The organism is Robertmurraya korlensis NBRC 107688, from assembly GCF_001591645.1.
Classification (GTDB): domain Bacteria; phylum Bacillota; class Bacilli; order Bacillales; family Cytobacillaceae; genus Robertmurraya_A.
This window is the reverse complement of the sequence record NZ_BCVH01000001.1, coordinates 943,341-957,591: the sequence shown is the minus strand read 5'-3', so window position 1 is coordinate 957,591 and position 14,251 is coordinate 943,341. Positions and strand designations below refer to the sequence as shown.

Sequence of the window (14,251 nt, the reverse complement as noted above, 5' to 3'; positions counted from 1 at the left end):
AAAGTATACGATATCGCGATTATGAATAACGATGTTAAGGTCATGAAAGGTGATTTGTTGATCTTCCTGTAATGGCTTCTCTTCCAGAGAAAGCTGTAATTGTGGCCCTCCTCAGCCAATCCCCATCGTTAACCTAACGTATAGGACTTCTTCTTCGGTTTTTTTCTCTTTTTCAACAGCAGATAACAAAATTTGATACGCTACTTCGGTTAGTTTTAACATCTTCTGCTCCTTTCTAACAAGAAAATTGTCGCATATTGTAACGCTTTTATGACATAATGAAGAAAAGACGAGCTTTATGATTCCCATCTTAGCGAAAAAGTACATCGATTTCCAATAATCTGTATGTAGTAGGTGTTGTTATGAGGAGAGTTAGAAAGAAAAAGCGGAAAAACAATATATGGGTAGGAGCCATTCTTTCGGGTTTTTTAGTCACTGCGTCTCTTATTTTATTTGTCAATATGTATGAAAGTGCAAATGCAAGTCCAGTCGTACATAATGAAAAAAATGTATCACCTAGAGCACTTGGGGTAGAAGCGAAAAGTTATGAGCAGACAATCACTCTAGGTGCCATTGGAGATATTCTGATTCATGATTGGGTGTATGAGGATGCACAAACAGGCAATGGATACGATTTTCATCCAATGTTTGAGCACGTTTCATCGACACTCTCTCAACCGGATATTCTGTTAGCAAACCAGGAAACGATACTTGGTGGAGTGGATTTAGGTATTTCAAGTTATCCGATGTTTAACAGTCCTGTTGAAATTGGAAACGCTATAAAAGATGCAGGTGTAGACATTGTTTCCACTGCTAATAATCACTCATTAGACAAACATGAAAAAGGGCTTCTCACTTCCCTAACCAATCTAGATCAAATTGGTATTCCTAGTGTTGGAACATACTCAAGTGTGGAGGACCAGCAAACAGTAACTTTGATGGAAGAGAACGGAATCAAGGTCGCCTATTTGTCGTATACCTATGGAACGAACGGGATGCCGATTCCAAAAGGTAAAGACTATTTAGTCAACTTAATCGATAAGGAAGCCATGAAAAACGAAATCCATCGAGCACGTGAAGCGGCAGATGTAACCGTCATGAGCATTCATTGGGGCAATGAATACCAACGTTTCCCTACCAATGAGCAGGAAGAACTTGCTCAATTTCTTGTGGATGAAGGAGTAGATATCATCTTTGGTCATCACCCCCATGTTCTACAACCAATGGAATGGCTGAATGCTTCTGATGGGAGACAAGCTCTTGTTGTCTACTCTCTAGGGAATTTTCTTTCTGGGCAAATGAGAGACTATAAAGATATTGGCGGAATGGCCTCTATTCGTGTGACGAAGCATATTCATTCAGATGGCACTTCTATCCGTCTGTCCGAACCAGGTTTTTATCCAACCTATGTATCCAATCAAAAGCTTCAAAATTATCGGGTCGTCCCATTACAAGAAGCTGGGGATTTTGGAATGAGTAACGCGGAAAGTAAGTACAATGAGATACTGACACATATGACAAATCATCTAAAATGAGTAAGCGGTGTCTTATTAAAGACACTGCTTTTCTTTCCTCTTCCATCCTTCCCAACCACCCGAATTGCATACCCTTGCAGTGAAATTATTTGTTAGAATAAAGAAAAGGCCTAATTGAAAGGTAGTAGAATCTTGAAAGTTAATCATACCATTCTTGTTTTTTTATCGTTATTTACTTTTGCTGTGTATCATCTACACTTGCCTTCTATTTTTATGGCTCTTCTTCTTGTCCATCTGTTACTCGTGTTTTTCTTATCAGAAAATCAAAGAATATGGGTTTGGATGATGGTATCGCTCTTACTAGGACTCCTTCTCATGAGGTATGGGGATCGCTTTATTTCAGAGCTTCCTTTTCAACAAGGAAATCTTTTTTTACTAAGTGAATGCTTATGGATCATTCCTATTCTTTTTGGCGCTTATATTTCGTACTCCTTTAAAAGTCCATTGTTAGATAAGGAAATGCAGATACAGAGAACAAAAACTAGGAATACGCTCTTTATATTAGTGTTGGTATTTTTCCTTTCTGGAATAGGAACAATAAATGGGTTGAATGAGTGGGTTAAGGTACTTGTCTTTTCCCTACTAGTCTCACAGTTAAAAATATTCCTTTCATTTGGTATTTTTCTGACTCGTTTACGTTCACTGACCAGCCAACGGCTAAGTGTCATAGGTGCAGCTATTATTTTCGCACTTCCTTTTTCCTCTTTAGGCTATTCAATGATTTCTTTATTACTAATTGGTCTTATAGGGCTTGGGTATGGATGGATAGTAACGACATATAAAAGTTTGTTACCCGTTTATACCGTTCACTCTGTACTTGTATTTCTATTTATTTTAATAGGGGGATTTCCAGCTCTTACTCATTAGTCTGGTTCCGAGCTAGTTTTTAGCAATTACGTTCAATTTCCATTATAATACTTGATATACGGAAGGAGTTTTCACAATGAATATTATAGTAAATGATCGTGCTGCGTCTTGGTATAAGGAAGAGATGCTGTTAAATAAGGGTGATTACATTCGCTTTTTTGCTCGTTATGGTGGTTGTAGTACGGTGCAACAGGGCTTTTCATTAGGAGTATCTTCGGAAACACCGCATCAAATTGGTTTTGAAGTGGTTAAGGAGGATATTCATTACTATATTGAAGAAAAAGACCTATGGTATTTTGATGGTAAGGACTTATACGTTGATTTTAACGAACAGGCAAATGAGCCAGTTTTTCGATACGAGTAAAAAGCTGATCCAATACGGATCAGCTTTATTTCTGGAATAATTTTGTTGCTGCTTCTTTCTCATATAACAGCACTCTTTTTTGATGTTCTCCAAGTAAATCAAAATGGGAATACCCATTTTCTCTATGATGAATCCACTCTCGTTTCAGGTTATAAGTTTCTCCCCATTTGGCTAACTGATCAAGATCTCGACAACCTACCTTTGTTACCGTATTGCAATCTGGAAACCGATCGTCCAACCAGTAATGTGTGAGAAACGCAATCTCTCCACGATCAATTTTCTTCTTCCATGCTCGTAATTCTTCTCTTTTTATGCCAAAAGCCATCAGGTTCTCTCCTTCTTACTGGGATACAACTGGTTGCTTTTTATGCTTTTCGTATACCTCATGCCAAGACGGAAATTTCTTTCGAATGGAAATCGGGCGGAATGTTTCCTGCATGACACAAACATGCTTAGATTCTCCCTTTAGAGCCAAGTCTCCGCTTTCCGTGTAAATCTCATAGCCATACGTTACACGAAATCCATCGTACTCTTCAATCCACGTGTGGACCATTGCCTTTTCCCCGTATCTTACTGGTTTTTTATACGATGCTTGAATGTCGATAACAGGAGAAAGGACTCCTGCTTTCTCCATATCCGAATATTTAAACCCAAGCTCCTCAATAATACTTGTTCGACCAAGCTCCATCCAAACAAGGTAATTCGCATGGTATACGACTCCCATTTGGTCGGTTTCTGCATAACGAACCTCTATCTCTTTTTTTCCTACCAACATTATGATTCCCCTTTTCCTACTTTGTGCAAAGCCATTCTAATATCCTCTTTGTTTAAGAGTGAAAGATCAGAGACCTTCTCTTTTGATATACGTAACGCTTGAACTTGAATGGCTTCGTCAATGACATTTGTCGCAAATCTCCCATTCCCACTTACAGGCAACCCGGTGAGCTCCTCATTTAAATAGGTAAGAGCGTCCGGCTCTAATATATAGTGGTAGCTTGTTGCGTAAGAGACCATTATTTCAATGAGCTCGTCTATCTTGTAATCATGAAAATGAAAAAACTTTTTAAATCGGGATTGCAAACCTGGGTTGCTTTCGAGAAGCTGTTTCATCTCATTTGGATACCCAGCTAAGATAACCACTAAATTTTCATTGTGCTTGGTCATTTCATCTACAAGCGTATCAATCGCTTCCTTCCCAAAATCCCCAGGTGATTTACTAAGTAATGAGTATGCTTCGTCAATAAATAACACTCCTCCGAGTGCCTCACGAATTTTCTTTTTTGTTTTAGCGGCAGTTTGTCCGACATAACCAGCCACAAAGTCAGCTCTACTTGTGACAATTAAGTGGCCCCTCTTTAAATAACCTATTTCCTTTAATGCTTTTGAGAAGACCTTCGCTACGGTCGTCTTTCCAGTTCCGGGATTTCCTGTGAATACTGAGTGTAATTGAACAGGTAATATGGGTAAGCCACTTCGTAATCTCATTTTTTGAACTTTTACAAACGAAACAAGCTTTTCCACTTCATCTTTGACATGATCCAATCCGACTAGTGAATCTAATAGCTCCTCAGCCTGCTTCTCGTCCTGTTCTGAGTCACTTGCAAAATCATTCCTATCAAGGACTGTGAAATCCAAAACAGATCGTTCTGCCTGTTTCTTTGATCCTTTTTTAAAAATCGCATCAAGGACGAGTGTTTGTACGGTTCTGGCATTTCCGAACGTGTCGTCCACTCTTTCCATGTCGATACGATGCTCCAACTCTTTTTTTGCGTCAGGAGTAAGTAGGTAATCATTATCCTGTGCGAATTTTTCAGCAATCATTAAGAGTTCCTCGGTTGAATAATTATCAAGGTGGATATGGTTGGATCGAGGAAATCTGCTTCTTAGTCCTGTATTGGAATGAAGAAATTGCCTCATTTCTTCGGGATAACCGGCAAGAACAACAGCGAATTTGCCTCCGTACTCTTTTCCTGTCATTAAAGACACCAAAGTATCGATAGCTACTTGTCCATAATCGTTCCCTGTTTGGCCTTCCCTCTTTAAGCTATAAGCCTCATCAATAAACAGAACCCCACCGATTGCCTGCTCGACCGCTTGGCGAACATTCTCCTCCGTTTGACCAACAAATGCACCAACCAGTCGCGTACGATCGGTCTCGATGACCTCTTCTCGTGGTAGGATACCAAGTTCGTGGTAGATTTTTGCCAATAGACGAACGAGGGTTGTTTTACCTGTACCTGGATTTCCTGTGAGAACCATGTGCAGGCTCTGTTCATCCTTTGACTGGTAGCCCTGCTTTTTTCTTTCTTTTTGATATTTTAAAAATTCATATAGCTGTGTAACACGTTCTTTTACCTTATCCATCCCAATCATTTCGTGAAGGGTATCTAGTGAGTACTGTTTTTGCTTCACGGTATCATCTTCGCCGAATAGTTCTTCCCATTTTTCCTTAAGACGATCGAGTTCCTGTAGCGACCCTTTTAACTCTTGGAAGTGAACGGCCGTATGAAACACTCCAGATATGGATTCATCGTATTCCTCAGCTGCTTTTAACATGACCCCAACGACCTCTTGTACCTCTACTAGCGTATCAATCAGGCTTCGGTATATACTGACTAATTCTCCCGTTTGGTTCCGGTAAGCGAGTTGATAACCCGTTTCCAACTCGTCCATCTGTTCATCACTCGCAGATAAGAAACGCTGACAAATGGCTATAATGTCTTCGGCAACCTTCTTTTTAGCAGCTCGATTGTCTGTTTCTCGCATGATTGGAAACTTCAGGGAATCCAAGATTGATTTCTTTTTCTTCCACTCAAACTGTGCCAGAAATTCACTTGCCCGTTGGTTAGATGAATGAAGTTCATGTGCTTTGCTCATCCACAGTAAGCTAAGATGATCCTCTTGACCATACTTAGCAGCTCTTGACAAGGAAGCCATAGAAAGTAATTGGGAAAGGAGAATGGCATCCTTTTGCTTATCAAGGGAGTGAATCGCATGAATGATTCTTGTCTCGTCTTCTAGAACTCCATTTTCGCGGAGTTCTGTTTCCCACCGATCAATTGCATCAGGTGTTAAGGTATGTAGATCTAGTTGTTGTTCCATAGTATCACTTCTTTTTTATCTTTATTTTTTTCTATATTACCATATTTATCTCAAAGCATGAAGAAAGAGGCTGAGTGTACAGCCTCTTCATCCTTACTTATTCAGTAGCCCCATTTTGTCGAGCTTGCGCTTCTTCTTTCACTTCAGAACGTAGAGCATCAAGTGCTACTCTACGTCTTTCGTTCTTGGCTTCTATATCAGCAACATCTTTCGCATTTCCATGTACCATAGCTGCTTCTGCTTCTTCCATATTCTCTATTGTGTGTACAATAATCGATTGAATGTTCTCCACATTATCGCTTCTATCATCAGGATTTGGCTTGTGTTTGACCATCGTTAATTCCTCCCTCGTTCTATTGATGCGTTACAAAGATAGGTTTGCCTTTTTAAATCATAAATAAAAGAGGAAACGAATGGTGGTTTTCTTTATCTTTTTAGCAAAATAAAACCCGCCTAATGGACGGGTTTTTATAAATTATTCGCCTTTTGTTTGAATCGTTGGGTTATTCACCCTTGGTTTGAATCACTTGTGCATGCTTACCAGATTTATCCTGCATTTTCTTTCCATTATTTCCACTAAACCCACGTGGCTGAGTACCCAGGTGACTTGGAACATAATGTTCTGGATGTCTTTTCGGATTTCCCATTTCTATCCCCCCTCAGTAAAAGTATCAGCTTTTTCGAAGAGAAACATGTTAGGGAATACTTGCCTTATTCTGCTTTGCCTAGTCTTTTTTCCTCAAGCTTTGCTTCTATTTTATCTAAAGCCTCTCGATCACGTAATAACTGAAGTTTGTTTTCAGCTACTAGTTCCTCAAAGGACCGTTTTCTAGGTTTTCTCATGTCGTAATCACCATCCTTATCACTATTATAACAGTCATTATGGCCAGTAGTGCCTGTAATTATTACAACTTTTTGAAAATTTAATAAAGTGCAAGCATTTACAAAAAAAACCTGCCTTTTGAAAGGCAGATTACATGTTTTCCATATGTTCACGAATCGTATCAACTGTCATTACACTTAAATACTTACTTCGTATGATTCCGTCTTGATCGATAAAATAAGTGGTGGGAATGGTCAGGATTCGGTACAGTGTATTCACTTCGTCTTTACTATCTAATAATACGGGAAAAGTTACATTGGCTTCACGAACAAATTTTTGAACATCGTATTGAGGATCAATATTCACAGCTAAAATTTCTACGTTCTCACCAGCATCATTGTAATACTTCTGTATATCTGGCATTTCAGCCTTGCATGGTGGACACCAAGTTGCCCAAAAATTGACGATCACCTTTTTACCCCGGTAATCAGATAACTTAACCGTTTTTCCTTCAAGGGTTTTAAGCTCAAAATCAGGTGCCGCCTCTCCTACTCGTAATCCTGGGAGATTATCTGTAGATGCTGAAACAATCGTATGTGTAAGAGTTATGGTCATCAAGGATAATGCGATGATCGTTAACGTTAATTTTTTTAGCATAAGGACCCCTCCATTTTAAATTATTACTGTAGAAATAGTGTAAAGAGAGTGTGGAATGTCAAATAAGTCCAATAAGAAATAACATAGGTAAGGATCGTATAAATGGCTGCCTGTAGCGTTAAAGGAATATTCCATTTGTTTTTAAAAGCCTTTCTTAAAAACAGGAAAATGGAAACAATTGAACCTAATAGCAGTCCCTTTGAACCACCTGTAAAATAAATAATTTCTATTGGTCTTTCGAATAGAATACTTGGACGAAAAATAAGAATGCTTAATTTGTAAATGAGAAACCATATGAATAAAGAATTCGTTAGTTCATCCATAAAAACTTTGAAGAAAGCCTTATGATCTTTTAACGTAATTTTTACCGTAATGTATGTAGTTATACCCGCTAAAACGAAATATATCCATTTATAAGGGATTAGTAGCGGACCTAAAATGATTGTTTTCATCGTTTATTCCCCCTACCTCTTTTCTAATAAAAAAGAGAGCTACAAGAGCTCTCCTTACGTTAACTTAATTGGTAAATAACTTCTTTAATTCCTCACTATAGTTCCCTTTAATGACCCCTTTTTCGGTAATAATTGCAGTGATGAGGTCATGTGGGGTTACGTCAAAGGCTGGATTAAATACATTTACACCCTGAGGAGCTGTTTCAATCCCAAATGCTTCTGTTATTTCTTCTGAACCTCGTTCTTCAATCGGAATATCGTCTCCCGTTAGTGTTTCTAAATCAATGGTAGGAGTTGGTGCTGCGACATAAAAAGGAATATTGTGTGCTTTTGCTAACAAAGCCACTCCATATGTTCCGATTTTATTAGCAGCATCTCCATTAGCTGCCACACGGTCACAACCAACAATGACAGCTTGTACCATTCCCTTTTTCATAACCATAGCTGCCATGTTATCGGCTATCAAGGTTACATCTACACCTGCTTGCATTAATTCCCAGGTTGTTAAGCGTGCTCCTTGAAGAAGCGGTCTCGTTTCATCAGCGAATACTTTTATATTCATCCCTTTTTCTTTAGCTAAGTAAATAGGTGCAAGGGCTGTTCCATATTTCGCGGTCGCTATTCCACCTGCATTACAGTGTGTAAGAACCGTCATTCCATCTTCAAGAAGAGTTAGGGCATGTTCACCAATGGCACGGCATAGTTCTTCGTCTTCATTTCTGATGGCATGTGCTTCTTTGATGAGAGAGGCTTTGACCTTACCAATTGATTGGGTTTGTTGTTGTTTGACAAGTTCGTCCAAGCGATTTAAAGCCCAAAAAAGATTAACTGCTGTCGGTCTAGATGAAGCTAAGTAATCAAGGTGCTTTTTAAAAACTTGATAAAACGAATCAAAGCTGTCTTCTGGTGCATCCTTTACAGCTAATACGAGGCCGTATGCGGCTGCTATACCGATGGCCGGCGCTCCTCTTACCTTTAGTTGTTTAATCGCGTCCCATGTATCTTCTACGGATTGAATTTCAATAAACTCTGTAACATGTGGAAGTTTTGTTTGATCTAGAATATGCAATCGACCTTGGTCGTCAAAAGTAACGGATTGGATAAAGTTAGTTGTCATCTCTTGCTCCTCTTAAAGTTGTAATTGGTTGCTATTATATTTTAACAATATTCTGTATTTGAGCAACTATTTTTTAAGAAAAAAACCGTACAGCTTTTGCTGTACGGCATGCATATTAGTTTTGAAGCTTTTCACGTAATACCATTGGTAGGATCCCACCGTGACGGTAGTAATCGATCTCTACTTCTGAGTCGAAACGAACAAGAACTTCGAATTCTTTCTTGCTTCCGTCTTCAGCAGTAGCTGTAACTTTTAATAGGTCACGTGGTCTTACGTTTTCATCCACTTGAACGTCGATTGTTTCTTTGCCAGTTAGGCCAAGTGTATCAGCATTTTCGCCATCCTTGAATTGGAGTGGTAATACACCCATTAAAACAAGGTTCGAACGGTGAATACGCTCAAAGCTCTCAGCTAAAACTGTCTTGATTCCAAGAAGGTTTGTACCTTTTGCTGCCCAGTCACGTGAAGAACCCATTCCGTAGTCCTTACCCGCTAGAACAATTAGGCCCGTTCCATCTTGCTTATATTTCATACATGCATCGTAGATAGATGTTACTTCACCAGTTGGCCAGTAAGTTGTTAACCCACCTTCTGTACCTGGAGCCACTTGGTTACGGATACGAATATTTGCGAATGTTCCGCGCATCATTACTTCGTGGTTACCACGACGAGATCCGTAAGAGTTGAAATCACGAATTTCTACTCCGTTTTCAAGAAGGTATTTTCCAGCAGGTGTGTTTTTGCCGATAGCACCAGCAGGGGAAATATGGTCAGTTGTTACAGAATCACCAAATTTCGCTACTACCTTTAATCCACCTAAAGGTTTTACCTCTTCTGGATCTGGTTTTAAGCCTTCAAAGAACGGTGGGTTTTGAATATATGTTGAAGTATCATCAAAACTGTATAAAGAATCATTACTAGTTTGGATTTCATTCCAACGAGCATTGTCATCAAATACATTTTCATATTCTCTTCGGAATAGCTCAGGTGTAACTGTTTGTTTTACTACTTCATTTACTTCAGCAGTAGTTGGCCAGATGTCCTTGAAGAATACATCATTCCCGTTACGATCTTTTCCGATTGACTCGTTTTGTAGATCGATATCTACTGTACCAGCAAGTGCATATGCAACGACTAGTGGTGGTGAAGCTAAGTAGTTTCCTTTTACAAGTGGATGAATACGTCCTTCAAAGTTACGGTTACCAGAAAGAACAGATGTGATAAGCAGGTCATTTTCTGCCACTGCTTTCTCGATTTCATCCTTTAGTGGTCCAGAGTTACCGATACATGTCGTACATCCGTAACCGACTAGGTTGAAGCCTAATTGATCAAGATAAGGAAGTAAGCCAGAATCCGAAAGATAACCTGTAACAACCTTTGATCCAGGTGCTAAAGATGTTTTAACGAATTTAGGTACTTCCATACCAAGCTCAACAGCTTTTTTCGCCACTAAGCCAGCCCCTACTAATACGTATGGGTTAGAAGTATTTGTACAGCTCGTAATCGCAGCGATTGCCACTGCGCCAGTCTTCATAACCGTGGTGTCGCCATTATCAAATTTTACTGTTATTTCTTTATCTTTTTCAGCTTCTGTTAAACCAAAGCCTTGGTTTCCTTGAGGAGCAGTAATAGCCTGATTGAATTCCTCTTTCATTTGAGATAGTGGAATTAAGTCTTGTGGACGCTTAGGACCAGAAAGGTTCGCTTCGATTTCAGCAAGATTAATTTCAACTACATCTGTATACACAGGGTTTAGTTCTGGATCGAAGAATAAACCGTTTGCTTGGCAATACGTTTCAACAAGCTTGATTTGCTCTTCTGTACGTCCTGTTAGACGCATATACTCTAGTGCTTCTCCGTCTACTGGGAAGAATCCACAAGTTGCTCCGTATTCTGGAGCCATATTAGCAACTGTTGCACGGTCTGCTAATGGTAAAGAAACCACACCAGGTCCAAAGAATTCAACGAACTTGTTAACTACGCCTTGCTTACGAAGAACTTGTGTTACTTTAAGTGCAAGGTCAGTAGCTGTTGCACCGTTTGGAAGTTCTCCAATTAATTTAACCCCAACAACTTCAGGTACTGGGAAGTATGAAGGTTGACCGAGCATTCCTGCTTCTGCTTCAATACCACCTACACCCCATCCAAGAACACCGATACCGTTGATCATTGTTGTGTGTGAATCTGTTCCAACTAGTGTGTCTGGGAATGCTTCGAATTCACCATCAGCAGTTTGGTTAGTTAAAACCACACCTGCTAAGAATTCAAGGTTAACTTGGTGAACAATACCTGTAGCTGGTGGAACCGCACGATAGTTATCAAATGCTTTTTGAGCCCAGCTAAGGAACTGATAACGCTCTGTGTTACGTTCAAATTCAAGATCCATATTTGCTTGAAGTGCGTCTGCTGTACCATATTTATCAACCTGTACAGAGTGGTCAATAACTAGGTCAACTGGTTTTTCTGGGTTAATTTTGTTTGGATCTCCACCAAGATCAGCCATTGCTTTTCTTAATGATGCTAAGTCAACAACTGCTGGAACACCAGTGAAGTCTTGTAGGATAACACGTGAAGGCTTAAAAGGTACATCTACTTCTTTTACTTCACTTGTTCCCCATTTTGCTAAGTTTTCAACATGCTCTTTCGTAATAACTCGGCCATCATACTGACGAAGGACTGACTCTAGTAACACTTTAATAGAGTAAGGTAGATTAGAAACTTTTCCAATTCCAGCTTCTTCTAATGCTCCCAAATGATAGTAGTGATAGCGCTTCCCGTCGATTTCAAAGGACTTACGGGACTTGAATACATCTTGATTAGACATATGAATTACCCCCATTACAATGTTCATATACCGATAGATTGATAGTCGAAAAGTGAAAAAAATGAATTTTCTTCAAACTTTCCTTTCAATATTATCTTAATACAACCTTTTGTATAAGTAAATAACAAGAAAGTTATTGTTTTTGATAAGTTCACCTTATGTTATTTCCTGTTCTCCTGTTTAGTATCATTAAAATCTTGGTATGTTTAATTGGTTCTTTTTATTTGGAAAGTAAAAGGTTTGAAGTAAAACTATGGTGGAAAAGTAGTGGCTTTATTTTGGACAGTATTATCCATATCAATTTGGTGAAAATATCATTGGAGGTGATAGAGATGGCAAAAAGAAAAGCAAACCATGTAATCCCAACCACGAACGCTGCTAGTGCTCAAGGTATGGGAGCTGGTTATAATGAAGAGTATTCGAATGAACCACTAACAGAAATGCAAAAGAAAAATAATAAGAAAAGAAAAAAGAATCAATAAATAGTATTACGAACAAAAGCTGACTCGATAATCTCGAGTCAGCTTTATCTATATTATTCAGTCATATTTACTTCTGTAACAATGGATTGTAAATCCTGTTGAAATCTTTCTAGCTGAGCTCTTTGAGTTTCAGATGCTACTTCAAGCGCATTTTCGATTTGCGCATATGCTTCATTTACTTCTTTTTTCAAGTGCTTTAATTGATGACCGTAGTTAGCGCTGTCTTGAACAATATCGTTATACAGCTCTTGCGCTTCATTTACGCCTTGCTGAGCTGCTAAAAATGCATGCTGTTTATCCTCTTTGTAAGGCATGTAAGCCTCTCCTTTCTTTATTTGCTTGAGGTTAAATTGTGCAGGTAACGATAAAAATATTCGGTATAAAAAATCTTGCACATTCCATCCTATCAATAGGAGGGATGAAAATGAACAAAAATGACGGAAAAGACATACGTAAAAATGCACCAAAAGGTCACAACAACGGTAGCCAACCAGAGCCACTCAGCGGGTCTAAAAAGGTAAAAAACCGTAACCATACAAGACAAAAGCATAACTCAGGACATGATATGTAAAAATAAAGAGCTGTAGGTCATTCCCTACAGCTCTTTCATCCTATCTATGAAAACTAGCGCATTTACAATAATATCCTCTTCTTCGACTGTCACCGTTCGTAAATCCAGTAGCAGTTCTTCCTTTTGAATACGTGCCACAATAGGAGGAGTATTTTCGGTTCTAAGACGGTTAGCTAATGTTTCTGCCGCCATGGTCTCACTTTTGATATGGACAACTACCGTGGGTAGTTCAACGTCAGGCATCGTCCCTCCCCCCACTTGACTGATAGACTCCTTACTTGTCACTGTATAAGCATTCGTTTGGGTTGTTAACCTTTCAATAAACTGCTTGGTTCGTTTTTGTATCTCTGACTTGGTGGCAAGCAGATCTCGAACAACGGGAATGGTCTGACTCGCTGCTGTTCCTTTACTGTAATCTTGTAAGGTTCCCTCAAGTGCCGCAAGTGTCATTTTATCAACACGCAGCACTCGAGCCAGTTGATGCTTCTTCAGCTGATCAATTAAAGACTTTTTACCAGCAATGATACCTGCTTGTGGTCCACCTAGTAGCTTATCCCCGCTAAAAGAGACAATATCAACCCCTTGCTTAAGAACGTCAGATACAACTGGTTCTTCCCCAATTCCATGCTGACTATAGTCGTATAATGCTCCACTCCCTAAATCCTCATAAAAAATGACGTTCTCATGTTTTTTTGTGAGGTTTACTAAATCTGATGTCTCAACAGACTTAGTAAATCCAATGACCTTAAAATTACTCGTATGTACCTTCAGGATCATGGCTGTTTCTTCACTAATAGCATATTCAAAATCATACAAATGGGTTTTGTTTGTTGTTCCTACCTCTACCAGCTTTGCTCCGCTCTCTTCCATAATAGAAGAAATACGGAAAGAACCTCCTATTTCAACCAATTGTCCCCTTGAAACAATTACTTCTTTTTGATACGCTAGCGCCCGTAATACTAGGAAAACGGCAGCAGCATTGTTATTTACGACCATAGCGGCTTCTGCACCGGTTAATCGTTTAATAAGCTCCTCTACATGAGCATGCCTGGATCCCCTTTCTCCTTCAGCTAACTTGTATTCTAGGTTAGAGTAGTGTTGGGCAGTTTGAATGACATGGGCCATTGCGTTTTCACTGAGGCGTGCCCTACCAAGGTTTGTATGTAATATGGTTCCTGTTGCATTGATCACTCTTTTAATCGTGTATTGAAAAGTTTGTTTTAGATCCTGTTCCGTTTGCTCAAATAGTTCATCTATAAATGGTTGAGTTCCAGGCAATTCGCCTTCCCAGCCTCCTGAAAGTAATTGATTGCGGATAGTATTGACGGCGCTTTTTAAAACAGTATTCATTTCGTTTGTGTCAATTCCGTATGTTTGTGCGAGTGTAGAAAAACGAACATCTTTTTGAAGCTCGTGAATCGGTGGTATGTATCGAACAGACTCCTTCAAAAGTAACC

At 39.2% G+C, this 14,251-nt stretch carries 17 protein-coding genes; 5 read left to right on the top strand and 12 right to left on the bottom strand.

Annotation, left to right across the window (positions count from 1 at the left end):
• Positions 1 to 362 precede the first annotated feature (362 nt).
• The 3 genes from BKO01S_RS04755 (at position 363) to BKO01S_RS04745 (ending at position 2,766) form a co-directional block, all read left to right on the top strand.
• The gene (locus BKO01S_RS04755; RefSeq protein ID WP_066049369.1) at positions 363 to 1,535 is read left to right on the top strand and encodes a CapA family protein; all 1,173 of its coding nucleotides are present in this window, start codon (positions 363 to 365) and stop codon (positions 1,533 to 1,535) included.
• 132 nt (positions 1,536 to 1,667) lie between these two features.
• On the top strand, positions 1,668 to 2,402 hold the full coding sequence (locus BKO01S_RS04750) for a hypothetical protein (RefSeq protein WP_066049366.1): 735 nt from the start codon (positions 1,668 to 1,670) through the stop codon (positions 2,400 to 2,402).
• Positions 2,403 to 2,478: 76 nt separating this feature from the next.
• Positions 2,479 to 2,766, top strand: coding sequence for a HesB/YadR/YfhF family protein (locus tag BKO01S_RS04745; RefSeq protein WP_066049364.1), 288 nt, complete (start codon positions 2,479 to 2,481; stop codon positions 2,764 to 2,766).
• 25 nt (positions 2,767 to 2,791) lie between these two features.
• Here BKO01S_RS04745 and BKO01S_RS04740 read toward each other — a convergent pair whose 3' ends face one another.
• From BKO01S_RS04740 to acnA, 10 genes are all read right to left on the bottom strand, one after another.
• A complete protein-coding gene (locus BKO01S_RS04740; RefSeq protein WP_066049361.1) occupies positions 2,792 to 3,091 on the bottom strand; it encodes a hypothetical protein in 300 nt (99 codons plus the stop codon).
• Positions 3,092 to 3,106: 15 nt separating this feature from the next.
• Positions 3,107 to 3,541, bottom strand: a complete 435-nt coding sequence (locus tag BKO01S_RS04735; RefSeq protein WP_066049358.1) for an acyl-CoA thioesterase — start codon at positions 3,539 to 3,541, stop codon at positions 3,107 to 3,109.
• Positions 3,541 to 5,868 carry an AAA family ATPase gene (locus BKO01S_RS04730; protein ID WP_066049355.1) on the bottom strand — a complete coding sequence of 776 codons (2,328 nt, stop codon included), beginning with the start codon at positions 5,866 to 5,868 and terminating at the stop codon, positions 3,541 to 3,543. Before BKO01S_RS04730 ends, BKO01S_RS04735 begins: the two co-directional genes overlap by 1 nt.
• Positions 5,869 to 5,965: 97 nt before the next feature.
• The gene (gene tlp / locus BKO01S_RS04725) at positions 5,966 to 6,202 is read right to left on the bottom strand and encodes a small acid-soluble spore protein Tlp (protein WP_066049352.1); all 237 of its coding nucleotides are present in this window, start codon (positions 6,200 to 6,202) and stop codon (positions 5,966 to 5,968) included.
• Positions 6,203 to 6,371: 169 nt separating this feature from the next.
• A complete protein-coding gene (locus BKO01S_RS04720; RefSeq protein ID WP_066049349.1) occupies positions 6,372 to 6,515 on the bottom strand; it encodes an acid-soluble spore protein N in 144 nt (47 codons plus the stop codon).
• 64 nt (positions 6,516 to 6,579) lie between these two features.
• Positions 6,580 to 6,711, bottom strand: coding sequence for an FbpB family small basic protein (locus BKO01S_RS04715; protein ID WP_066049346.1), 132 nt, complete (start codon positions 6,709 to 6,711; stop codon positions 6,580 to 6,582).
• Positions 6,712 to 6,841: 130 nt separating this feature from the next.
• Positions 6,842 to 7,348 (bottom strand): peroxiredoxin family protein, encoded by a 507-nt coding sequence (locus tag BKO01S_RS04710; RefSeq protein ID WP_066049343.1) that lies wholly within the window; start codon positions 7,346 to 7,348, stop codon positions 6,842 to 6,844.
• 23 nt (positions 7,349 to 7,371) lie between these two features.
• Entirely contained in the window at positions 7,372 to 7,800 is a 429-nt protein-coding gene (locus BKO01S_RS04705) for a hypothetical protein (protein WP_066049341.1), read from the bottom strand.
• Between the two features lie 64 nt (positions 7,801 to 7,864).
• Positions 7,865 to 8,917 (bottom strand): S-methyl-5-thioribose-1-phosphate isomerase, encoded by a 1,053-nt coding sequence (mtnA, locus tag BKO01S_RS04700; RefSeq protein WP_066049339.1) that lies wholly within the window; start codon positions 8,915 to 8,917, stop codon positions 7,865 to 7,867.
• A 115-nt stretch (positions 8,918 to 9,032) separates the two neighbouring features.
• A complete protein-coding gene (gene acnA, locus BKO01S_RS04695) occupies positions 9,033 to 11,741 on the bottom strand; it encodes an aconitate hydratase AcnA (RefSeq protein WP_066049336.1) in 2,709 nt (902 codons plus the stop codon).
• Between the two features lie 332 nt (positions 11,742 to 12,073).
• Between acnA and sspO the strand changes: the two genes are divergently transcribed.
• The gene (gene sspO / locus BKO01S_RS04690; protein WP_066049333.1) at positions 12,074 to 12,223 is read left to right on the top strand and encodes a small acid-soluble spore protein SspO; all 150 of its coding nucleotides are present in this window, start codon (positions 12,074 to 12,076) and stop codon (positions 12,221 to 12,223) included.
• Positions 12,224 to 12,276: 53 nt separating this feature from the next.
• On the opposite strand, the gene BKO01S_RS04685 is transcribed toward sspO, so the two are convergent.
• Positions 12,277 to 12,537 (bottom strand): hypothetical protein, encoded by a 261-nt coding sequence (locus tag BKO01S_RS04685; protein ID WP_066049330.1) that lies wholly within the window; start codon positions 12,535 to 12,537, stop codon positions 12,277 to 12,279.
• A gap of 110 nt (positions 12,538 to 12,647) precedes the next feature.
• Between BKO01S_RS04685 and BKO01S_RS04680 the strand changes: the two genes are divergently transcribed.
• Positions 12,648 to 12,794 carry a small acid-soluble spore protein P gene (locus tag BKO01S_RS04680; RefSeq protein WP_066049328.1) on the top strand — a complete coding sequence of 49 codons (147 nt, stop codon included), beginning with the start codon at positions 12,648 to 12,650 and terminating at the stop codon, positions 12,792 to 12,794.
• 24 nt (positions 12,795 to 12,818) lie between these two features.
• Here BKO01S_RS04680 and selA read toward each other — a convergent pair whose 3' ends face one another.
• Complete coding sequence (gene selA, locus BKO01S_RS04675) at positions 12,819 to 14,243, bottom strand: L-seryl-tRNA(Sec) selenium transferase (protein WP_066049327.1); 1,425 nt, start codon at positions 14,241 to 14,243, stop codon at positions 12,819 to 12,821.
• Positions 14,244 to 14,251 lie beyond the last annotated feature (8 nt).